The 23830-nt window shown below is 28.9% G+C and carries 24 protein-coding genes; 20 read left to right on the forward strand and 4 right to left on the reverse strand.

Translation table 11 applies throughout. From position 1 onward, the window contains the following. Positions 1-18 precede the first annotated feature (18 nt). From queA to GPX08_RS05725, 17 genes are all read left to right on the forward strand, one after another. A complete protein-coding gene (gene queA, locus GPX08_RS05645; protein ID WP_156625864.1) occupies positions 19-1047 on the forward strand; it encodes a tRNA preQ1(34) S-adenosylmethionine ribosyltransferase-isomerase QueA in 1029 nt (342 codons plus the stop codon). 21 nt (positions 1048-1068) lie between these two features. Continuing rightward, entirely contained in the window at positions 1069-2211 is a 1143-nt protein-coding gene (gene tgt / locus GPX08_RS05650) for a tRNA guanosine(34) transglycosylase Tgt (RefSeq protein WP_156625865.1), read from the forward strand. Between the two features lie 117 nt (positions 2212-2328). Next, a complete protein-coding gene (gene yajC, locus GPX08_RS05655) occupies positions 2329-2604 on the forward strand; it encodes a preprotein translocase subunit YajC (RefSeq protein ID WP_156625866.1) in 276 nt (91 codons plus the stop codon). Between the two features lie 51 nt (positions 2605-2655). After that, positions 2656-3024, forward strand: a complete 369-nt coding sequence (locus GPX08_RS05660) for a TIGR04086 family membrane protein (RefSeq protein ID WP_156625867.1) — start codon at positions 2656-2658, stop codon at positions 3022-3024. 163 nt (positions 3025-3187) lie between these two features. Beyond that, positions 3188-4453, forward strand: a complete 1266-nt coding sequence (secD, locus tag GPX08_RS05665; RefSeq protein WP_156625868.1) for a protein translocase subunit SecD — start codon at positions 3188-3190, stop codon at positions 4451-4453. Beyond that, the gene (secF, locus tag GPX08_RS05670; RefSeq protein ID WP_156625869.1) at positions 4446-5327 is read left to right on the forward strand and encodes a protein translocase subunit SecF; all 882 of its coding nucleotides are present in this window, start codon (positions 4446-4448) and stop codon (positions 5325-5327) included. Before secD ends, secF begins: the two co-directional genes overlap by 8 nt. 132 nt (positions 5328-5459) lie before the next feature. After that, a complete protein-coding gene (locus GPX08_RS05675; RefSeq protein ID WP_156625870.1) occupies positions 5460-6311 on the forward strand; it encodes a phosphoesterase in 852 nt (283 codons plus the stop codon). A gap of 74 nt (positions 6312-6385) precedes the next feature. Next, positions 6386-6904 carry an adenine phosphoribosyltransferase gene (locus tag GPX08_RS05680; RefSeq protein ID WP_156625871.1) on the forward strand — a complete coding sequence of 173 codons (519 nt, stop codon included), beginning with the start codon at positions 6386-6388 and terminating at the stop codon, positions 6902-6904. Between the two features lie 102 nt (positions 6905-7006). Beyond that, positions 7007-9196, forward strand: coding sequence for a RelA/SpoT family protein (locus GPX08_RS05685; protein ID WP_156625872.1), 2190 nt, complete (start codon positions 7007-7009; stop codon positions 9194-9196). 11 nt (positions 9197-9207) lie between these two features. Continuing rightward, positions 9208-9657, forward strand: a complete 450-nt coding sequence (locus tag GPX08_RS05690) for a D-tyrosyl-tRNA(Tyr) deacylase (protein WP_156625873.1) — start codon at positions 9208-9210, stop codon at positions 9655-9657. A gap of 14 nt (positions 9658-9671) precedes the next feature. Continuing rightward, the gene (locus GPX08_RS05695) at positions 9672-10274 is read left to right on the forward strand and encodes an MBL fold metallo-hydrolase (RefSeq protein WP_156625874.1); all 603 of its coding nucleotides are present in this window, start codon (positions 9672-9674) and stop codon (positions 10272-10274) included. A gap of 11 nt (positions 10275-10285) precedes the next feature. Continuing rightward, the gene (locus GPX08_RS05700) at positions 10286-11710 is read left to right on the forward strand and encodes a coproporphyrinogen III oxidase (protein WP_156625875.1); all 1425 of its coding nucleotides are present in this window, start codon (positions 10286-10288) and stop codon (positions 11708-11710) included. An 11-nt stretch (positions 11711-11721) separates the two neighbouring features. After that, positions 11722-12972, forward strand: a complete 1251-nt coding sequence (locus tag GPX08_RS05705; RefSeq protein WP_156625876.1) for a histidine--tRNA ligase — start codon at positions 11722-11724, stop codon at positions 12970-12972. Between the two features lie 12 nt (positions 12973-12984). After that, the gene (gene aspS, locus GPX08_RS05710; protein ID WP_156625877.1) at positions 12985-14769 is read left to right on the forward strand and encodes an aspartate--tRNA ligase; all 1785 of its coding nucleotides are present in this window, start codon (positions 12985-12987) and stop codon (positions 14767-14769) included. 295 nt (positions 14770-15064) lie between these two features. Next, positions 15065-15439: a GntR family transcriptional regulator gene (locus tag GPX08_RS05715; protein WP_156625878.1), complete on the forward strand. Its 375-nt coding sequence runs from the start codon at positions 15065-15067 to the stop codon at positions 15437-15439. 2 nt (positions 15440-15441) lie between these two features. Continuing rightward, the gene (locus GPX08_RS05720; RefSeq protein ID WP_156625879.1) at positions 15442-16293 is read left to right on the forward strand and encodes an ATP-binding cassette domain-containing protein; all 852 of its coding nucleotides are present in this window, start codon (positions 15442-15444) and stop codon (positions 16291-16293) included. Between the two features lies 1 nt (position 16294). Then, complete coding sequence (locus GPX08_RS05725; protein ID WP_156625880.1) at positions 16295-16921, forward strand: ABC-2 transporter permease; 627 nt, start codon at positions 16295-16297, stop codon at positions 16919-16921. Positions 16922-16992: 71 nt separating this feature from the next. Here GPX08_RS05725 and GPX08_RS05730 read toward each other — a convergent pair whose 3' ends face one another. Beyond that, complete coding sequence (locus tag GPX08_RS05730; RefSeq protein ID WP_156625881.1) at positions 16993-17652, reverse strand: alpha/beta fold hydrolase; 660 nt, start codon at positions 17650-17652, stop codon at positions 16993-16995. A gap of 11 nt (positions 17653-17663) precedes the next feature. Further along, positions 17664-17924 (reverse strand): DUF1294 domain-containing protein, encoded by a 261-nt coding sequence (locus GPX08_RS05735; RefSeq protein WP_156625882.1) that lies wholly within the window; start codon positions 17922-17924, stop codon positions 17664-17666. Positions 17925-18106: 182 nt separating this feature from the next. Here GPX08_RS05735 and GPX08_RS05740 point away from each other — a divergent pair, with 182 nt between their 5' ends. From GPX08_RS05740 to GPX08_RS05750, 3 genes are all read left to right on the forward strand, one after another. Then, positions 18107-19447, forward strand: a complete 1341-nt coding sequence (locus tag GPX08_RS05740) for an amino acid permease (RefSeq protein WP_156625883.1) — start codon at positions 18107-18109, stop codon at positions 19445-19447. Positions 19448-19513: 66 nt separating this feature from the next. Next, on the forward strand, positions 19514-20347 hold the full coding sequence (locus GPX08_RS05745) for a hypothetical protein (RefSeq protein ID WP_156625884.1): 834 nt from the start codon (positions 19514-19516) through the stop codon (positions 20345-20347). A 60-nt stretch (positions 20348-20407) separates the two neighbouring features. Then, positions 20408-21103, forward strand: a complete 696-nt coding sequence (locus GPX08_RS05750) for a TIGR01906 family membrane protein (RefSeq protein WP_156625885.1) — start codon at positions 20408-20410, stop codon at positions 21101-21103. Between the two features lie 16 nt (positions 21104-21119). Here GPX08_RS05750 and GPX08_RS05755 read toward each other — a convergent pair whose 3' ends face one another. Both GPX08_RS05755 and GPX08_RS05760 read right to left on the reverse strand, forming a co-directional pair. Further along, on the reverse strand, positions 21120-22286 hold the full coding sequence (locus GPX08_RS05755; RefSeq protein ID WP_156625886.1) for an iron-containing alcohol dehydrogenase: 1167 nt from the start codon (positions 22284-22286) through the stop codon (positions 21120-21122). Between the two features lie 76 nt (positions 22287-22362). Next, positions 22363-23739 (reverse strand): aldehyde dehydrogenase family protein, encoded by a 1377-nt coding sequence (locus GPX08_RS05760; RefSeq protein ID WP_156625887.1) that lies wholly within the window; start codon positions 23737-23739, stop codon positions 22363-22365. Positions 23740-23830 lie beyond the last annotated feature (91 nt).

Consider the following 23830-nt stretch of genomic DNA (forward strand, 5'->3'; position numbering starts at 1 on the left):
AGATAAGGAGATAATACAATGAAAGTAAGTGATTTTGATTTTTATTTACCAGAAGAATTAATTGCACAACATCCCTTAGAAAAAAGAGATGCTTCAAGACTTATGGTTTTAGATAAAAAGACAGGAAATATAGAACATAAATCTTTCCATGATGTGATAGATTATTTAAATGAAGGGGATACTTTAGTATTAAATAATACAAGAGTAATGCCAGCTAGACTTATAGGTGAAAAAGAAAACACTGGTGGAAAAATAGAGTTCCTTCTTTTAAAGAGGATAGAGGGAGACAAATGGGAATGCTTAGCAAAGCCAGGTAAAAGAGCTAAAATAGGTCAAACTTTTACTTTTGGTGAAGGTAAACTAAAGTGTGAGGTAGTAGATATAGTTGAAGAGGGTAATAGAATAATTGAGTTCAGCTATGATGGTATATTTGAGCAAGTTTTAGATGAACTAGGAGAAATGCCATTGCCACCATATATAACTGAAAAACTAGAAGATAAGGAAAGATATCAAACAGTATATTCTAAGGAAAAAGGTTCAGCAGCAGCTCCAACAGCAGGACTTCACTTTACAGAAGAATTATTACAAGAAATAAAAGCAAAAGGTGTAAATATAGCATATTTGACTTTACATGTTGGACTTGGAACTTTTAGGCCTGTAAAAGTTGAAGATATTAATGAACATGTTATGCATTCTGAATATTATCATTTAGATAAGGAAAATGCAGATTTAATTAATAGCACTAAAAAAAGAGGAAATAAGGTTATTGCAGTAGGAACAACATCTACAAGAACTCTAGAAACTATTGGCGATGAAAATGGATTTGTTAAAGAACAGAGTGGATGGACAGATATTTTCCTTTATCCAGGATATAAATATAAAGTAATAGATGAATTAATAACTAATTTCCACTTACCAGAGTCAACATTAATTATGTTAGTTTCTGCCCTTGCAGGAAAAGAAAATGTTATGAATGCTTATAATGAAGCAGTAAAAGAAAGATATAGATTTTTCTCCTTTGGAGATTCAATGCTTATAAAAGAGTAAACTAGAAGAGGAAGTGAAATTTTGAGTAAAAAAAGATATACTTTATTAAAGAAGGATGGTAAGGCCAGAAGAGGTAGGTTTGAAACTCCTCATGGAACTATAGAAACACCAGTATTTATGAACGTAGGAACATTAGCTGTTATTAAGGGTGCTGTTTCTACAATGGATTTGAAGGAAATAGGATGCCAAGTAGAGCTTTCTAATACTTATCATTTACATTTAAGACCTTCAGATAAGGTAGTTGCTGAGCTTGGAGGATTACATAAGTTTATGAACTGGGATAGACCAATTCTTACAGATTCAGGTGGATTCCAAGTGTTTTCTTTAGCTGGAATGAGAAAGATAAAAGAAGAAGGTGTTTATTTTTCTTCTCATATAGATGGAAAGAAAATCTTTATGGGACCAGAAGAATCTATGCAAATTCAAAGCAATTTAGCTTCAACAATAGCAATGGCTTTTGATGAATGTATACCAAATCCTTCAACTAGAGAGTATGTTGAAAAATCTGTTGCAAGAACTACTAGATGGCTTGAAAGATGTAAGGTAGAAATGGATAGATTAAATACTCTACCTGAAACTATAAATAAAGAACAAATGCTTTTTGGTATTAATCAAGGTGGATGCTATGAAGACATTAGAATAGAGCATGCTAAAACTATTAGTAAGATGGATTTAGATGGATATGCTATTGGAGGTCTTGCGGTAGGTGAAACTCATGAAGAAATGTACAGAATTATAGATGCAGTGGTTCCGCATTTGCCTGAAGATAAACCTATTTACTTAATGGGAGTTGGAATTCCAAGTAATATATTAGAAGCAGTAGACAGAGGTGTTGACTTCTTTGATTGTGTACTTCCAGCAAGAAATGGTAGACATGGACATGTGTTTACAAAGGAAGGCAAAATTAATTTAATGAATGCCAAATTTGAGTTAGATACTAGACCTATAGATGAAGGATGTCAATGTCCAGCATGTAAGAGTTATACAAGAGCTTATATTAGACATTTATTTAAAGCTAAAGAAATGCTTGCAATGAGACTTTGTGTTCTTCATAACCTTTATTTCTACAATAAGCTTATGGAAGATATAAGAAATGCAATTGATGGTGGATACTTTAAAGAATTTAAAGAACAGAAATTAAAAGAATGGAATGGTAGAGCTTAAAGTATTAAATATCTGTTAATATAATTGACAGTACTACATTATTAAGTTATAGTTTTTATTATCAAAATATAAAACAAAGGATATAAAACAAAAGTTTTAATGAAGGGAATGAATTAAATGGAAGCAATATTATCATTAGTGTTACCTTTTGCATTAATGTTCGGTCTAATGTATTTCTTATTAATACTACCAGAAAAGAAGAGAACAAAAAAATATAATGAAATGATTTCTGCCATAGAAAAAAATGACGAAATAGTTACTAGAGGCGGAATTATGGGAAAAGTAGTTATAGTTGAAGATGACTATGTAGTTATTGAGTCAAGTGCTGAAAGAACTAAACTTAAGATTTCAAAAAGCGGTATAGCTACTAAAGTAAATAACGTAGAAGAATAAGAATAAAGCTCCCTAGACTATCATAGAATTAGTACTAGGGGGTGATTTTTTATGGAATGGTTAAATTATTTTAAAAGCGTTGTAAGAGGTCTTGTATGTGCTCTGGTAATTACGTTTATTGCTACTATTGTTTTTTCTTTAGTAATGAATAAGTTACCTATTGAAGAAAATGTGCTAAATATCATATATGTAGTTATATCAGCTTTAGCCCTTGTAATAGGATCTGTTTTTGCAGTTAAGTCCTATGGTAGCAAGGGGTGGGTTGTTGGATTAGCTGTAGGTTGCATTTTTTACATAGTATTATACTTGATAGGTATTATTTTTGGAGCCGAAGCTACATTAACTGGTTATGATTTTATTAAATTTGCATTATGTGTATTTATTGGACTTCTTTCAGGAATGCTAGGTATAAACCTATAATTAACTATTAAAGTAAGGGATTGTAATTCTCTTACTTTATTTACGTATTAAGGGATTTTTTGTGTATAAAGTATATTCAAATTACATAAACTACTAAAAGTAGTTGATATTGCTTAACATAAGATATATAATTTAAATGAAAATGTACTAGAGGGGGAAAACCATGAAAAGGAGAAGCGGAAGTAAAAGTAAAAACTCATTATTATTGATACTTTCAGTCGTAATAATAATTACTTTAGCCTTTGTTGGCTTTAAGGGATTTGAAGTTGCGGGATGGAAAGTAAAGTCTTTCGATGAGGCAATTACTAAGGGACTTGACCTTCAAGGCGGAGTTTCGGTGTTAATGGAAATTGTAGATGAGGATGTTTCATCTGATGTACTAGAAAGAACTAAACAATTACTTGGGCTTAGAGTAAATAAAATAGGAGTTGCAGAAACAGTAGTAACTGTTGAAGGCGACAAAAGAATAAGGATAGATATTCCTGGAGCTTTTAATTCAAATGAAATAGTTGATGGACTTACTAAGACTGGTAACTTAGAATTTAAAGATTCTGAAGGTAATGTAGTTCTAACAGGGAAAGATGTAAAAGAAGCTACAGCTATACTAGATGATACTTCAAGACCTGTAGTTTCATTAGAATTAAATGCAGATGGTCAATCAAAATTTGCTGAGGTTACAGCAAATAACATTGGTAAAAGTATAAGTATATATATGGATGATGAAGTTGTATCTTCTCCAGTAGTTCAAAGTGCCATTACTGATGGAAAAGCAGTAATAAATGGTATGTCCTCAATGGATGAAGCAAAAAAACTTGCTGGAGTAATAAGCTCTGGTGCATTACCTGTTAAAGTTGAAGTAGCTTCAGTTAAGAATGTTGGTGCTCAACTTGGAGCAGAAGCTTTACCAAATGCACTAAAGGCTGGAGCAATAGGTGTAGGATTAATATTTATTTTTATGATTTTATATTATAGAGTGCCAGGTTTATTTGCGAGTATAGCATTAACATTATATATCACTTTAGTATTATTAGTGTTTGCTGAGATGAAGGTAGCATTAACTCTACCTGGAATAGCAGCCCTATTATTAACTATTGGTATGGCTGTAGATGCAAATATACTGATCTTTGAAAGAATTCGTGAAGAACTTGCTAGAGGAATATCTATAAAGAGTGCAGTAAAAGCTGGTTTTGAAAATGCAATGTCTTCAATTGTAGATTCTAACTCAACAACATTTATTGCAGCATTAATACTTTATTTCATAGGTTCAGGTTCTGTTAAAGGATTTGCAGTAACGCTTATGATAGGTATAGTATTAAGTTTATTTACAGCATTAGTAGTAACTAAAACACTAATCAATTTAGCAGTGGAAATAGGACTTTTAAAAAGTTTAGGTCAATTTAGAGTTAAGAGAGGTGAAAATAATGCTTAAGATTATAGAAAAAACTAAGCTATGGTTCGCCTTATCATTAATAGTTATTATAATTGGTTTAGGATTCACATTTACTAAAGGATTAAACTTTGGTATAGATTTCTTAGGTGGAACTAAGATAGTAGTAGGTTATAATGAAGGATTTAATAAGCCGGAAGCTGATGAAATAGTTAAGTCAATAGTTCCTGATGCAGTAACTAATGAAGCAGAAGGAAATCAATATGAAATAAAAGCTAAGGATTTTGATAGTTCTAAAGTTTCAACTGTTTTCAAAGCACTACAAGAAAAATATAATTTAGATGATGATGCATTATTATCTCAAGATGAAATAGGTGCTTCAGTTGGTAAGGAATTAACTAGAAATTCTATATTAGCTTTATTAGTAGCATGTGCTGCTATGCTAGTTTATATAGCTATAAGATTTGAATTAAATTATGGTATTGCAGCTATAGCAGCTTTAATTCATGATTTATTAATTACCGTAAGTGTTTTTGCTATATTTAATATTCCAGTAAATACACCATTTATAGCAGCTGTTTTAACTATAGTAGGTTACTCTATAAATGATACTATAGTAATATTTGATAGAATTAGAGAAAATTCTAAGAATATGAGGAGAAGTTCTTCAACAGAAATTGCTAATAAGAGTTTAACTCAAACTATGTCAAGATCTATAAATACAACTTTAACAACACTAGTTACAATAATAGCAGTTAATATTTTTGTACCTACTGTTAGAGAGTTTACATTCCCGTTAATTATAGGAATTGCGGCAGGGGCATATTCATCAATATTTATAGCTTCACCAATATGGGTTATTTTAAAAGATAAAAAAAGCAAAAATAATAAGAATTCAAAGGCTGAATTAGCGTAATAATTTACAATAAACAATAAACCTCCAAAATAATTTGTAGGTTTATTGTTTTTTTACAAGAAAACATTTGTAATATTTATGATTATACATTATAATATATGTGTTTTCTTAAGTTTTGTGGAGGAGTTTATAATGCGTAAGTTTTGGGAGAGTATTTATAGTCCAAATTATATAACTGGATATAATCCCTTTATACTTAAAAATATGAACAAAGCTATTGAACATGTGGTAGAAGCCGTAAATAACAGAAATAAAATAGTTATTTATGGAGTACCAAATGTTGATGGATTGTGTGCTATAGCATCATTAAATTTAGTTTTAAAATATTTAAATGCAGATATTGAGTACGTTATTCATGAAGAGGATTCGGGTTCTGGAATTTCCTCTGAAAGCATAAAAAATGATGTTAGCTTTCTAGGAGGTCAACTTTTAATAACTTTAGGTATTGATTTGAGTTCAGAAGAAGAAGAAAAGCTTTGTAGGGATCTTGGGATAGATTTGATAGTATTGGAAAATAAAGAAGAGAATAATGAAAGAAATTATATTTACATAAATCCAAATCAAAAAGGATGTCAGTATAGATATAAAAATTTATCTATAAGTGGACTAACTTTTAAATTAATGCAAGCTATAGCAATATATTATAATATAAAAAGCATTAATAAGTATTTAGATTTAATATTAATAGGAGAGCAGTGGGCAGAAGTACCTTTGAAAGGGGAAAATGGTGTTATCCTAAAAGAGGGTAGGAAATTCCTAATAAATACTAACAATTATGGCTTAAGGGCTATAATGAATTATTATAATATAGTTGAAATGGATGATGCATGTATACTGAAAATTATAGAGCTTATTACGCCAACTATTAATGCTGTTAGGATGATGGATAATGCTCGAATAATTATCGAGCTTTTAACTACTAATAAAAAAGATAGAGCAGTACAAATAACTAAATATTTGAAGAAATCTAATATGACTATATAATTATTAAAATTATTATTGTAAAATAATAATATATAATTATATAGTTTATAATTTTTAATAATGGAGGAATTATTATGAATCTAAAAGAGAAAATTAGAGTAATTGAAGGTTTTCCAAAGGAAGGAATAAGCTTTAAGGATATTACAACGGTTATTGGTGACGGAGAAGCATTAAGATATTCTATAGATAAAATAGTTGAGCACTTAAAAGATAAGAAAATAGATTTAATAGTAGGACCAGAAGCTAGAGGGTTTATTTATGGTGTGCCTGTAGCTTATGCGATGGGAATTGGATTTGTTCCAGTTAGAAAGCCAGGAAAATTACCATCAGAAACTGTTTCTGTTACTTATGATCTAGAGTATGGTAGTGATACTTTACAAATACATAAGGATGCAATTAAGAAGGGGCAAAGAGTTGCTATCGTAGATGATTTATTAGCAACTGGAGGAACTATAGAAGCAGTAGCGAAACTTGTAGAATTAGCAGGTGGAGAAGTTGTTGCTTTAGACTTTGCAATAGAGCTTACTGGACTTAATGGAAGAAGTAAACTAGAAGGCTATGAAGTAATGTCTTTAGTTGATTATGAGTTTTAATATTGTTGAAAATTTAAATTAATTAGTATATAATATAAGAAAAAATGGCTGGTTGTTAAAACCAGCCAATTATTTTAGACTAAATCAAAGGAGATTATCCATATGTATAAAGACTTAATGCAGAAAATAAATGAAAATTGCCATAATATAGACAAAGATATGGTAAAGCGAGCATATGATTTAGCTTGTGATGCCCATAAAGAGCAGAAAAGAGAATCAGGTGAGCCTTATGTAACTCATCCTGTTGACGTTGCATCTATATTAGCTGAAATGGGTATGGATACTAGTACAATAGTTGCAGGTCTTTTACATGATGTTATTGAAGATACGGAATATACATATGAAGATATTAAAAATTCTTTTAATGAAGAAATAGCAAATCTAGTTCAAGGTGTAACGAAATTAGGTAAGATTGAATATAAGACTAAAGAAGAACAGCAAGCTGATAATGTAAGAAAAATGCTTTTAGCTATGGCTAAAGATATAAGGGTTATCATAATAAAGCTTGCAGATAGACTTCATAATTTAAGAACTTTAAAGTTTATGCCAAAAGCAAAGCAAAAGCAAAAGGCTAAAGAAACTTTAGATATTTATGCTCCTTTGGCTCATAGATTAGGTATTTCTAAAATAAAATGGGAACTTGAAGATTTAGCTTTTAGATATTTACATGAAGAAGAATACTACGATTTAGTTAAAGAAATAGCTGAAAAAAGAGTTGAAAGAGAAACTTATATTGCTGAAATTAAAGAAGATTTAAGTAAAAAACTTGAGGAATCTGAAATTGATTCAGATATAGATGGTAGGCCAAAGCATTTTTATAGCATTTATAAAAAAATGGTTAATAAAAATAAAAGTATAGAACAAATTTTTGATTTAACAGCTATAAGAATCTTAGTTAATACAGTTAAAGACTGTTATGGAGTTTTAGGAATAGTTCATACAATTTATAAACCTATACCAGGAAGATTTAAAGACTATATTGCAATGCCTAAACCTAATATGTATCAGTCCCTTCATACAACAGTAATAGGGCCACAAGGTAAAACTTTTGAGATTCAAATAAGAACTTTTGAAATGCATAAGACAGCTGAATATGGTATAGCTGCCCATTGGAAGTATAAAGAAGGAGATACACAAGAAGAAAAAGAAAATTCCTTTGAAAATAAACTAGCTTGGCTTAGAGATATGCTTGAATGGCAAAAAGAAACATCTGATGCCGAAGAATTTATAGAAGGATTTAAAATAGATTTATTTACAGATGAAATATTTGTATTCACTCCAAAGGGAGTTGTAATTAATTTACCAAGTGGTGCTACACCTATAGACTTTGCATATAGAATACACACTGATATAGGTAATAGATGCGTAGGTGCTAAGGTAAACGGAAAGATAGTATCTTTAGACTATAAGCTTAAAACTGGCGAGATTGTTGAAGTATTAACAGCAAAAAATGCAAAGGGACCTAATATAGATTGGCTTAATATTGCTAAGAGTAATCAAGCTAAAAGCAAGATAAGACAATGGTTTAAAAAGATTAAAAAAGAAGAGAATATAGATAAGGGTAAAGAAACTTTCGAAAAAGAGTTAAAGAAACAAGGAGTTGTCTTTGCTGATATTGCAAAAGGTGAAGTATATGAGAGGGCTATTAAGAGATATAATATCCATAATACAGAGGATCTATATGCAGCCATTGGAATAGGGCAACTTTCAGCATCTTCTTTTATCTCTAAATTGAAAGAAGAAAATGTTATTGATAAGCAAAGTCAAGAAAACTTAAATAAACCTATTGAAGAGCAATATAATAAATTTGATAAGGGAACTGAAAATAAAAGTAATAGAAATTCTTATGGAGTTACAGTTAAGGGTGTTAATAATATAATGATTAGATTTGCAAGATGTTGTAACCCAGTGCCAGGTGACGAAATACAAGGATATATTACAAAGGGTAGAGGCGTATCAGTTCACAGAAATGATTGTAGTAATTTAAAATCATTAATTAATTATGATCCAAGTAAAGTAGTAGATGTTTCTTGGGGACTATCTAAGGGAGCAGCTTATGTTGCTGAAATTCAAGTAAGAGCTGATGATAGAATAGGTATTCTTACTGATATAATGAATATTATCTCTGAATCTAAATTACCTTTAAATGCTCTAAATGCTAAATCATCTAAAGGAAATATTGCAATGATAAGTATCAGAGTTAAGATAGATTCTATTGAACAATTAAAGGAACTTATGAGGAAAATAAGAAGATTAAAGGGAATAATGGATGTATATAGAATGAATAACTAGCGAGGTATCAAATGAGAGCAGTAGTTCAAAGAGTAACTTCATCTAAAGTAGTAGTAGATGATAAAGTAGTTGGTGAAATTGGAAAAGGCCTTAATATATTAATTGGAATTTCTAAAGAAGATACGGAAGAAGATTTACTTTACTTAAGAGATAAGATTATTAATCTTAGAATTTTTGAAGATGAAAATGATAAGATGAATCTTTCACTTTTAGATATAAAGGGAGAAATATTAGCTATTTCTCAATTTACCTTATACGGTGATTGTAGGAAAGGCAGAAGGCCAAACTTTATGGAAGCTGAAGGCGGAGATAGAGCAAAAACCTTATATGATAGCTTTGTAGAGCTATTAAAAGAAAAGGATATAAAGGTTGAAACGGGAGAGTTTGGGGCTCATATGAAGGTTGATATACAAAATGATGGGCCTGTGACACTTATATTAGATAGTAAAAAGAATTTTTAGTTAGGAGGGGTTTTATGATAGTTAAAACTTATCCTCTTGGATCATTACAAACTAATTGTTACTTAGCTATAGATGAAAAGACTAATAAAGCAGCAATAATTGATCCGGGAGCACAAGCAAGTTACTTAATTAAGGAAATTGATAATTTAGGAATTGAAATAGATGTAATATTATTAACTCACTGTCACTTTGATCATAATGGTGCAGTTGCTGAGCTTAAAGAAAAATATAATGTAGATGTGTATCTAAATAAAGCTGAAGAAGAATATATGGAAATAGATACTACTGGCATCTTTGGAAAGCTTCCTATGATATATAAATATATAGAGGAAGGACAGGAGATAAAGGTTGGCGAATTAACTTTTAAAACTATATTTACACCAGGTCACACTAAAGGAGGCACATGTTATATAGTAGCTGATAGTGTATTTACTGGAGATACATTATTCCATGGATCTATAGGAAGAACAGACTTCTTAGGTGGAAGTTATAATGAGTTAATTGAGAGTATAGAAAATAAATTAATGATATTAGATAAGGATACTGTTGTATATCCAGGACATGGACCTAAATCTACTATTATTTATGAAAGAATGAGAAATCCGTTCTTAGCATAAAGGGAGAAGAAATGGACGTAACTATAAAATTAAACAATTTAAAATACAGATATGATGTTTATCAAATGTTTAATATCTACTATCCTTTAGAAGAAATTAAATTCGAAGATAAGGGAGAATTTATAGTAAATATTGAAGAAGATAAAATTGATTTTTCTTACGGAGAGTATTTTAATGAAGCTACTTTAGGTGAAAATTTAAAAGAAGATATAAAAAGGCTTATTTTCTCATCTCTTAGAGACATCACTAAGGATTATTATCCTTGGGGAATATTAGTAGGAATAAGGCCTTCTAAAATTGCTCTAAAATACTTAGAAGAAGGAAAAAGTGAAGAAGAAATAATAGAACTATTTCAAAATAGACATTTAGCTTCTGAAGAGAAAGCAAAGCTTTGTATTGAAGTTGCAAAGAAAGAAAAAGAATTTGTAAATAAGGATGAAAAAAACATTGCTATCTATATAGGAATGGCTTTTTGCCCTACTAGATGTTTCTATTGCTCCTTTACAGCTAATCCAATAGGAGCTAGTAAAAAACTAGTAAATCCTTATTTAGAAGCATTAACATATGAAATAAGAGAAATGAAAAAATATGTTGATGAAAGAGGTCTGAAAATAGAAAGTGTATACTTCGGTGGAGGAACTCCAACAGCAGTAAATAACGAAGAGTTTGAAGATATAATGGAAGAGATATATAATGCTTTCGTTGCAAATAGAGACTTATATGAGTTTACTGTAGAATGTGGAAGACCTGATAGTATTACAGTTGAAAAGCTTGAGACTATGAAAAAGTATAATACTACTAGGATAAGTATTAATCCACAAACGATGAATGATAAGACTCTAAAGATGATAGGAAGAGGTCATTCATCTAAAGATGTAATAGAAAAGTTTAATTTAGCTAGAGAATTAGGTTTTAATGATATAAATATGGATATGATAATAGGACTGCCAGGTGAAGGGATAAAAGAAGCAGAACATACAGCAGAGGAATTATCAAAGTTAAAACCCGATAGTCTTACAGTTCATGGTCTATCATTAAAAAGAGCCTCTATTTTATATGAGAACTTCATCTTAAAAAAAGGAATACAAATTAAGAAGCAAGAAGAGTTATCTTCAATGTATGAAATAAGCAGAAAACTAGCTGAAAGCTTAGATATAAAACCATATTATATGTATAGACAAAAAAATATGGTTGGAAATATGGAGAATTTGGGTTATTCTAAAGAAGGTAAAGAATGCTTGTATAATATTGAAATGATAGAAGATAAGCAAACTATTATAGCTTTAGGTGCTGATGCAGTATCTAAGGTGGTTTTCTTGGAAGATAATAGAATTGAGAGATTTGGGAATGTAAAAGACATTAAAGAATACACAAATAGAATTAAGGAAATGGTAGAGGAAAAGAAAAAACTTTTAGATACACTTTACCTTAAATAGGAGGAGATATTATGGAAATCCAAGCACCTAAGGGTACGAAGGATATGCTACCTCAAGATGCTTATAAGTGGCATTATGTTGAGGAAACTTTAAGAGAAGTTTCAAAGGCATTTGGAGTTAGAGAGATTAGAACACCAATATTTGAACATACTGAATTATTTTTAAGAGGAGTTGGAGAGACTACAGATATAGTCCAAAAGGAAATGTATACTTTTAATGATAAAGGTGATAGAAGTATAACATTAAAACCAGAAGGTACTGCACCTACTGTAAGAGCTTTTATAGAAAATAGATTATTTAATGAAGCTCAACCAACTAAATTATATTATATGATTCCATGTTTCAGATATGAAAATGTTCAAAAAGGAAGACTTAGACAATTCCATCAATATGGAGTAGAAGTATTTGGATCTAAAGAACCATCAATGGATGCAGAAGTTATATCATTAGCAATGGAAGCGTTAAAGAGACTTGGCTTAAAGAGCTTAAGCTTAAATATAAACAATTTAGGATGTCCTAAATGCAGACCAAAGTATAATGAAGCATTAAAGAAATACTTACAAGATAATTATGATAATCTTTGTAATGTATGTAAAACTAGATTTGAAAAGAATCCAATGAGAATTCTAGATTGTAAGGAAAGAACTTGCAAAGAAATAACAAAAAGTGCTCCTATTATCCTAGATTACATTTGTGAAGAATGTGATACACACTTTACAGAAGTTAAGAGATATCTTGATTCTTTAGATATTAAATATACAGTAGATCCAGGTATTGTAAGAGGATTAGATTACTATACTAAGACTATTTTTGAAATATTAAACGATGATTTTACAGTTTGTGGTGGCGGTAGATATGATAAGCTGATTGAAGAAATTGGTGGCCCTGAAATGCCAGCTGTAGGATTTGGATTAGGTTTAGAAAGACTTATAATGACACTAGAGAAAGAAGGAATTGAAATTCCTAAGGAAGATGTCATAGAGCTTTATATTGGAGCTAGAGGAGAAGCAGCTAAAACATCTGCATTCGTTCTTGCTAATAAGTTAAGAACAATAGGAGTCAAGGCTGAAGTTAACCATATGGGAAGAAGTATTAAGGCAGAAATGAAATATGCTAATAAAATAGGTGCTGTCTTTACTACTATTTTAGGTGATGATGAACTTCAAAATAATGTTTTAAAACTTAAGAGAATGAGTGATGGAGAACAATTTGAAGTTAATTTAAACAATATAGATGAAATAGCAAGTGTTTTAAATAGTTAGGAGGAAGAAAAAATGGGTGAAGCTTTAGGTGGATTAAAGAGAACCCTAATGTGTGGAGAAGTTAGAGAAAGTAATGTTTCTCAAAAAATCACATTAATGGGATGGGTACAAAGAAATAGAAAATTAGGAGGTCTACAATTTATAGACCTAAGAGATAGAACAGGTATAATGCAAATAGTATTTGGAGAAGAAATAAATGCTGAAGCTTTTGAAAAAGCTAAGGGTGTAAGACCTGAATATTGTATAGCTGTAACAGGAGAAGTTGTTTTAAGAGAGGCTCCTAATCATAATATGCCAACAGGATTAGTTGAGCTTAAGTGTGAAAGTTTAAAAATACTTTCTGAATCAGATACTCCTCCAATATATATAAAGGAAGACTTAGATGCTGCAGAAAATATAAGATTAAAATATAGATACTTAGATCTTAGAAGACCTGACATGCAAAGAATATTTATGATTAGAAGTAAGGTATCAAAATCAGTACGTGATTATTTAGATGCTAATAATTTCTTAGAAGTAGAAACTCCTGTATTAACTAAAAGTACTCCTGAAGGAGCAAGAGATTACCTTGTACCTTCAAGAAATTATCCAGGAATGTTTTATGCACTTCCACAATCACCTCAAATATTTAAGCAATTATTAATGGTTTCAGGATTTGATAGATATTATCAAATTGCTAAGTGCTTTAGAGATGAAGATTTAAGAGCAAATAGACAACCAGAGTTTACTCAAATAGACTTAGAGATGAGCTTTGTTGAAGAAGAAGATGTAATAAAGATGAATGAAGGCTTAATAGCTCATGTATTTAAAGAAGTAGCAGGAGTAGATGTTAAGCTTCCTATAAAGAGAATGACATTTAAAGATGCTATGGAAAAATACGGTTCAGATAAGCCAGATTTAAGATTTGGAATGGAAATCACTAATATTACAGAAGATGTAAAAGATATGGATTTTGTAGTATTTAAATCAGCAATAGAAAATGGTGGTTCTGTTAGAGCTTTATGCTTAAAAGGTGGAGCATCATTAGGTAGAAAGCCAATTGATAAACTAGGTGAATTCGTTAAAACATATAAGGCTAAAGGATTAGCGTGGATTCAAATAAAAGAAGATGGTATTAAATCATCTATTGCAAAGTTCTTAACTGATGATGTAACTAATTCAATAGTTAACACTATGAATGCTGAAGTTGGTGATGCTATATTTATAGTAGCTGATAAGAATTCAGTAGTATTCCAAAGCTTAGGAGCATTAAGATTAGAACTTGCAAAGCAATTTGATTTAATTAAAGATAAAAATGAGTTTAACTTTACATGGATTACAGAATTCCCTCTATTCGAATACAATGAAGAAGAAGGAAGATATCATGCTGCTCACCATCCGTTTACATCACCAATGGATGAAGATTTAGATATGATAGAAACAAATCCAGGGGAAGTTAGATCAAAGGCATATGATTTAGTATTAAATGGAGAAGAATTAGGTGGAGGTTCTATAAGAATTCATGATTCTAAGCTTCAACAAAGAATGTTTAAAGCTTTAGGATTTACTGAAGAGTCAGCTCAAGAAAGATTTGGCTTCTTAATAGATGCATTTAAGTTTGGACCACCACCACATGGCGGTTTAGCTTTTGGGTTAGATAGAATGATAATGTTCTTAGCAGGAACTGAAAATATTAAGGATGTTATTGCCTTCCCTAAAAATCAGAATGCTTATTGTTATTTAAGTGAAGCACCTAATATAGTAGATGAAAATCAGCTTGAAGATTTAGGAATAGCAATAAATAAAAAAGAACAATAATATTAGAGGCTGCCTTAGGGCAGCTTTTTTTCAATTAACAATTTTTAAATTAAAATAAATAATTCAGGAATTAATTTGTTGCAAATTACTGAAAATAAAATAAAAAAATAATGATATTATTTTTATTTGCTTTAGATAGAAGTGTGTAAGTTTATGATGACTCGGAGAAAAGTTAGAGAAAAGGTAAGCGTGCATACTTTTATTTTTTTATGAAAATATTGACAAGAGTGTGTATATATAATAATATATGTATATAGAGTATATATACACTAGATATACACTTGGAGGTGAAAATTTGAATATTATAATCAGTAATTCTTCACAAGTGCCATTATATGAACAGATAGAAAGTCAAATTAAAAATCAAATAGTGAATATGGATTTAAGACCAGGGGAGCCTTTGCCATCGATAAGAACCTTAGCTAAAGAGCTAAAGGTTAGTATAATTACAACTAAAAGAGCTTATGAAGAATTAGAAAAGGAAGGTTTTATAAAAACAGTAGTAGGGAAAGGAACCTTTGTAGCAGAGGCAAATAATGAAAGACTTAGAGAAGTTGCTATGTGTGAAATAGAGGGTAAATTAGAAGAAGCAATAATTTCTGCAAAAGCAATAGGATTAACTTTAGAGGAGACTTTTGATATCGTTAAAAGTTTATTTGAGGAGGTATAAATATGGAAGCTATTGAAATCAAAGGGTTAGAAAAAAACTACAATAATTTTAAATTAGATATTAAAGAGCTAGTAGTTAAAAAGGGTTTTATTACAGGATTTATAGGACCTAATGGATCAGGTAAAACAACTACTATTAAAGCTATTATGAATATGGTAAAAGCAGATAAAGGTGATATTTTAGTATTAGGAGAAGATATTAAAACTAATACTGATATTAAGGAAACATTAGCTTTTGTAGGTGATACCTGTGGCTTTTTAGAAGAAAGTAAACTTAAAAATATTAAAAAATTAGTATCTAAGTTCTATAAAAATTGGGATGAAACTTTATATAAAGAGCTATTAGATAAATTTAATTTAGATGAATCAATGATTTATGGTAAGCTTTCTAAAGGGAAGAAGAAACAATTTGAACTTGCTATGGCATTAGCTACAAAGCCTAAAGTTATCATAATGGATGAGCCTACAGCCAATTTAGATCCAGTAGTTAGGAATGAGTTTTTGGAAGTTCTTCAAGAACAAATGGAAGATGATGATAAAACAGTATTCTATTCAACTCATATTACTAGTGATTTAGAAAAGTGTGCTGATTATATTATTTTTATATATAAAGGACAAGTAATACTTCAGGGAGAAAAAGATTATATCCTAGAGACTCATTCAATTATAAAAGGAAAGAAAGAACTTTTAGATATAGATACAAAGAAAGCTCTTATATCAGTTAAGACAACTGGGTATAACTTTGAAGGGCTTGCAGATAATAAGGAAAATGCCTTTGATGTATTTGGAAATGAAGTCATTTATGAGAGACCAACTTTAGAAGATATTATGCTTTACTATACAGGGAGGAAGTAACATGAAAAAGATTATTAACTTAATATTATTACAGTTTGAAACTGTCTTTGCATTAAAAAAGTATATGGCTATAATACTGGCAATAGCTAGTTTTATGGTTATTACACAACCAAATATGCTTCCTTTTGCTGGGGCACTATTTATTATGTCAACTTGTTATAACTCTGCTTTTTATGAAGAAAAAAGTAAGATGAATTACTTAGTTTATTCTTTGCCTATTAAAATTAATGAATATATTGCATCTAAATATATTTTTGTAGCTATAAATACTTTAATATCTATGGGGATATCAGCGGTACTATACCTTATTATGACAAACTTTAATATAATCAGTAGTGAAGCAAATTTTCCATTATGGGCCCTTATGTTAATATTAGCTGGAATAGGAATATTTATGATGACTTTATTAATTCCTCTGGAACTATTACTTGGATTTGAAAAGGCTAGAATTGCATTAGTATTTTTAACAGTATTTCCAATGGTATTTTCAACTGAGCTAGTAAATTTATTACCACAAATTGATATCACTAGCAATATAGTAATTATATTAATTGCTCTTATAGTTTTTACAGTAGTATTAGCATCATATTTTATCACTTCAAATTTATTTGTTAAAAAGGAAGTATAATTAATTTAATATGATAATGAAATACCGTAAGAAAGGCTGTCCAAAGGACAGCCTTTCTTATATTAGGAATACTAATCAATTAATATTTCTAATAAGTATTTTGCAATTTTATCACTATTTATAATATAACTACCATGATCTTCATTAGTAAAAACTTTCAATTGGCTATTACGTATATTATTGTGTATAAGATCTGTATGGCTTTTCTTTATTCCATCCTTACTACCAACGGTGATATATGTAGGTATAGTAATTTTATGAAGCATATCTATAGTTATATTAGGTTCTTCTAGCATTAATTTATATTCTTTTGTTTTCTTAATTTTATAGATTATCTTAGACATTATAAGCAAATTGCTTTTTAGACCTTTAGGATTTAAATTAGCACCACTAATAATTAAATTAGATAAAAGATTAGGATATTTAATAGCAATAAGAAGACCTATAATCCCTCCATCACTAAATCCATAAAGAATTGGTCGATTTAATTTAAGCTTACAAATAAAGTTAAAAATATCTTCGGCCATATCACTATAATGAAGCTCTGTAACAGGAGAACTTTTTCCATGTCCTCTTGTATCAATAGTATAAACAGTAAAGTAATCTTTTAAGATTTTAACAGTATTGTCGAAAATATGATGATTTTCTCCATTTCCATGAAGTAAAATAATTGGATATCCACTTCCGGCTTTTTCATAAAATAAAGTTATATCATTTACTTCTAAAAACATAAAGCCTCCTATTATTTAATAAAGAAAAATAATAAAAATTGGATTAAAATAATTAATGGTATTCCTAAAGTGAATTTAATATGTTTAGTTTTATGTCTAAAAGTGTACATTCCAACAAGAGTACCAATACTACCCCCTATAAAAGAAAGCAAAAACAATGTACTTTCTTTTATTCTCCATTTTCTCTTAATTGCTTTTTTCTTATCTATATAGATAGTTATAAAAGATATAATATTAATAATAATTAAATAGTAAATTAAAGAATTTTTCATAATAGTCTCCAGATAAATAAAATTAATTTAATTATATTGCTACCTTGTAATTATTATATTAATAAAGGCTTTTAATATAATTTTAAATGTAATAAATTTTTATTCTTATTTTACTCCATATATGATATAGTGTACATAGAAATTTGACATTTTTATTAGACATTATCAATGAGGTGAAAATTATGAAAAAAAATGAGTATGGATTATTTACAGCCATAGGAATGATAGTTGGAATTGTAATAGGTTCTGGTATATTTTTCAAAAGTGATAATATACTTGTTGCAACTAACGGTAGTATAAGTTTAGGGGTTATAGTTTTTTGTATAGCAGCACTAGGTATAATTTTTGGTAGTTTAACTATTTCAGAATTAGCATCTAGAGACTCTAAAGCTGGAGGAATAATTACTTATGCTGAAAATTCGTATAATTCTTCAGTTGCATGTGCCTTTGGATGGTTTCATACATTTTTATATTACCCAACTTTAGTTGCAGTTGTAGCTTGGGTTGCAGGAATATATGTATGCATGCTTTTTGGTATAGATGGAGGACTAGCTCTTCATACAGGAATTGGATTTATTGCAATTATTATTTTTTACATATTAAACATTGTTTCAGCTAGATTAGGTGGATATTTTCAAAACTTATCTACAATAATAAAGATTATACCGCTAATTCTAATAGCTATTGCTGGAATATTTTTTGGAGATCCAAAATCAATATCAATGAACGAAATAATACATATGGAATCTACAACATGGATAGCAGCTATTGCGCCTATAGCATTTTCTTTTGATGGTTGGATTATTGCTACATCAATAGGCCATGAAATAAAGGATTCTAAGAGAAATCTACCTAAGGCTTTAGTTGTTGCGCCTTTATTTATTCTTGCAATTTATGTTTTATATTTTGTTGGTATAAGTGTATTAATTGGACCTGATAAAGTTATGTCTCTAGGAGATGCTCATGTTGATTTAGCAGCTAATACTTTATTTGGGGCTTGGGGTGCTAAGATTGTTTTAACTTTTGTTGTGGTATCAATATTAGGAACTGTAAATGGATTAGTTATGGGACATATTAGACTTCCATATTCTTTAGCATTAAGAGGAATGTTTCCTAAATCAGAGAAAATAAAAATAGTTAATGAAAAATATGGTATGCCAATAAACTCTGCAATAGTTTCATTACTTATATCAATAATTTGTTTATTAATACATTTCGTAACACAAAAATATGCTTTATTACCAAATAGCGATATATCAGAAATCTCAATTACTATAAATTATGTAATGTACATATTATTATATGTTAAAGTATTTAAGATGGGCATGGATAATGAGGTGAAAGGATTATGGAAGGGAAAATTAAATCCTATATTAGCTACCTTTGGATCATTAATAATTTTATTTGGAAGCATATCTAATCCTTTATTTATACAATATACAGTAATTTGTGGTACTGTGTTGATATCTGCTGTTGTTTTCTGGAGATATAAAGAAAAAGAGGGTATTAGGGCAGATATATAAGAAAGAAGAAGAAAAATGAAATACTAAAATAATTCCCAGGATATTACAAATGGTATATAATGTAAAATAAGATTTGTAAAAATCTTAAAAATTATATTTAACAATAGGGGGTACCTTATTTTGAAAGGAATTATTTTATATTTTAGTGGAAGTGGAAATACCAAGTATATAGTTAATAAAACATATGAGGAATTTGTAAAAAATGGATGTGAATTAGATGTACATTCTATAGAGGAGAAAATATCATTAGATTTTAGTGCCTATGATTTTCTAGTAATAGGATTTCCTAAATATTTTCATGATATGCCTAAGATTTTTTTTGATTATATTAGAGAGAATTTAAACTATTCAAGTAATGAAATTAATACTATGATATTTTCTACAGGTAGTGAAAATAGAGCAACTAATTATAATGAAATAGAGAAAGTCTTAAGTGAAAAAAATTATAAAGTTATGGTTACTAAAAACTTTCAAATGCCAAATAGTTTTACAATTAATAAAAATTATGAAAAGAATACTAGAAAAGATATTAGAGATATATATGAAAAAACTCTATTAGAAATAAGAGAGCTAGTAGTAAACTTTTTAACAGAGAATACAGTTAAAGAGAAGATTGGTAACTGGCAGTCTGTATTCTATAAAAATATAAATAAATATTTGACTAAAGATCTTTATAAAAATTCCTCTAAGTTTTCTGTAAATGACAATTGTGATAAATGCAATATCTGTGTTAAGTCTTGTCCGACTATGAACATTGAGAATATTGGAGAAATGATAAAGTTTAGAGATAATTGTATTATGTGCTGTAGATGCTTAAATTTATGTCCTAAAAATGCAATTTTATATAATGATAAAGAGCATCTTCAATATAAAGAGAATATAGATTTGATAATTAGTTAATAAAATATTCATATTTATGTTATAATTTCTATATTAGAAAAATAGATATGAGGTTATAAGATGAACAAGATTTTGCAATTTTTGAAGAAAGCTATTTTAGGAATAATTATTTCCATTTTTACTATAGGGTTAAGTGTTATAGCTGGATTAAATTTGACTTTTATATATAGTTATTCAATAGATAAGTACAAGCTAGATGCTATTGTAAATTTATCTAAAGATAGTTTACTTAATGATTATTATAATTTAATTTACTATCTTCAAAATCCTTTTATTAAAAAATTAGAATTTAATAATTTTCCTATGAGCACTAATGGTGAGTTTCATTTTTATGAAGTGAAAAAAATATTTTTAGGTATTTATTTAATATTATTAATATCTATAGGAATTTTTTTACTATATCATTTTATTACTAAAAGAAGAGGAAGAGAATTTAAAATATATAATTTATTAAATTATGGAGCGAATACTTTAATAGTTTTTTTAACTACATTATTATTAAGTATTTATATAGACTTTTCAAAAGCTTTTACATTATTTCATAAAATATTTTTCAATAATGATTATTGGCTTTTTGATGAGAGAACTGATCCTATTATTAAGGTTTTACCTGAAGAGGTCTTTAAGCTTTATGCTTTAATTATATTATTCTTTATATTTATTGCTATAATATCTTATAAAGCATTCTATTTAAGGAATAGAAATAGTTATGAAATCAGAAAAGATAGTGATAATAATATAAAAAGTGAAGGATAATCCTTCACTTTTTATATTATAAAGCAAGTTTGAAAATTTCTAAGGCTTCTTTTTCTCTAATTTCCACAAAGTTACCGACATGATCGTAATGAGCTACTAACTTAACAGACATTTCTTCTATATGTTTATCATCTATGTTTGCTTGACTTAATCTTATTGGAAGATCCATCTTAGTAAAGAAGTTTTCAAGGGCTTCTATACCTTTTAAAGCAGTTTCTTCAAGATTACTTAAGTTAATGTCTATATCGAAAACTCTATTAGCAAATTGAGCAAATCTATTTAAATCGTGTTTATAAACATACTTCATCCATGCAGGGAATATAATTGATAAACCTGCACCATGAGCTATGTCGTAAATTCCACTTAATTCATGCTCAATATCATGAGTAGCCCAATCACCAACTCTACCCATACTTAACCAGTCGTTATGAGCCACCATTCCTGACAACATAATTTCAGCTCTTGCATCATAGTCGTTAGGATTGATATTTAATCTTAATGCATTTTCCATTATTGTTTTTAAAGTAGCTTCGCATAATCTGTCTGTTAAGTCTACATGTTTTTCATTTGTAAAATATCTTTCTAAAATATGAGCTATCATATCAGCTATACCACAAGAAGTTTGATATTTTGGAAGAGTATAAGTTAGTTCTGGATTAAGGATTGAGAATATAGGTCTTAAAGTAGGATGTCCAGTACTTCTTTTATAAAGCCCATCTTCATTAGTAATAACACACCCTGAACTAGTTTCACTACCAGCAGCAGGTATAGTTAGTACAGTGGCAAGCTTTAAGCAAGTGTGATTAATATCAGTTCCAATAAATAAATCCCACACATCACCATTATAGTTTACACCAGCAGCGATAGCTTTTGCTGAATCTATTACACTACCACCGCCAACAGCCAAGATGAAAGATATATCATTCTTTCTGCAAAGCTCAATACCTTCTCTTACTAATGATACTCTTGGATTAGGTTTTACTCCACCAAGCTCAATAATTTCTATATTTTCTTTTTTTAGTGAGTCTATTACTTTATCATATAAGCCAGTAGATTTAATACTTCCACTACCGTAGTGAAGTAATACTTTATTAGCATATTTTTTTACTTCTTTACCAACTCTAACCTCAGTATCTTTACCAAAAATAATTTCAGTTCCATTTTTATAATTAAAATTCTTCATAAATCCTCCTAAATATTAATTATTATATTTATATAATACTAAAGCTTATACAAGCTTTCAAATAAATACCTTGCTTTTATTTAAATAGCTTTCTTGCTATGCTTATCTTGTTTTTATATGGTGCAAATCTAATAGGGAATTCAATAAAAGTACCTCTTTTTATAATTGATTTTCTATGAGAAAAAGTATCGAAACTAGCCTTACCATGATAAGATCCAAGCCCACTTGAATTAACACCTCCAAAAGGTAAATAAGAAGAAGCTACATGTATTATAGTATCATTTATACAGCCTCCACCAAAGGAAATAGAATTAAGAATTTCATTTATCTTATTATCATCTTCAGAGAAGTAGTATAGGGCAAGTGGCTTTTCCTTAGATCTAACAAAGTTAATAGCATCATCTATTGATGAGTATTCAATAACAGGAAGAATAGGTCCGAATATTTCATCTTCCATAATTTTGTTATTATCATTAATATCTGTTAATATAGTTGGCTCAAGATAAAGGTCTTCATCATTGTACCTTCCTCCAAAATATACTTTACCATCATTTAAATAACTTTTTAGCCTATTAAGAGAATCAATATTAACAACTCTAGGATAGTCAGAATTATTCTCAATATCATCAGAGAATTGGATTTTGATTTCTTCTTTTAGAGCTTCGAGTAATGAGTTTTTAATTGACTTTTGAACTAAAATATAATCAGGTGCTACACAAGTTTGACCAGTGTTTATTAATTTTCCCCATATAATTCTTTTAGCTGATAATTTTATATTTGCAGTCTCGTCTATTATACAAGGGCTTTTACCACCAAGTTCTAGAGTTAAGGGAGTTAAGTTTTTTGCTGCCTTTTCCATAATTATTTTTCCAACTCTAACGCTTCCAGTAAAGAATATATAATCAAATTTTAAATCTAATAAATAAGAAACAGTATCTTTTCCACCTAAAGGATCTACTACTTTTATATAATCTTCTTTGAAGTTATTATTAATTAGATTCTCTAATATTTTAGCAGTGTTTGGACTGTTTTCTGATGGCTTAATAATTGCACAATTACCCGCGGATATCGCACCAATAAGTGGAGAAATAACTAATTGAAAAGGGTAGTTAAATGGCCCTATAATTAATGCAACACCATAAGGCTCTTTATAAATATAGCTTTTTGCAGGAAAGTATGCTATTGAAGACTTTACTTTTTCTTTTTTAGACCACTTCTTTAATTTTTTTATATGCAAATTTATTTCTTCATAAACAAGACCAATTTCTGTTGTAAAACCTTCAAAATCGGACTTTCTTAAATCTTTATTTAAAGCATCTAAAATATCTTTTTCAGAAGATTTAATTATATTCTTTAATTTCTTTAATGAATTAATTCTAAAGTCTAAATCCTTAGTTTGATTAGAATTAAAGTAATGTTTTTGTTTATCAAAAATGTCAAGTATATTGTTCATAATTCCTCCATGGCAATTTTAAAATTTTTATATAAATATTTAAGATTTAATATTTTTAACCATATATTTATTATAACATTTTGTTTTATAA

Source organism: Clostridium tertium (assembly GCF_902652255.1).
GTDB lineage: Bacteria > Bacillota > Clostridia > Clostridiales > Clostridiaceae > Clostridium > Clostridium tertium_A.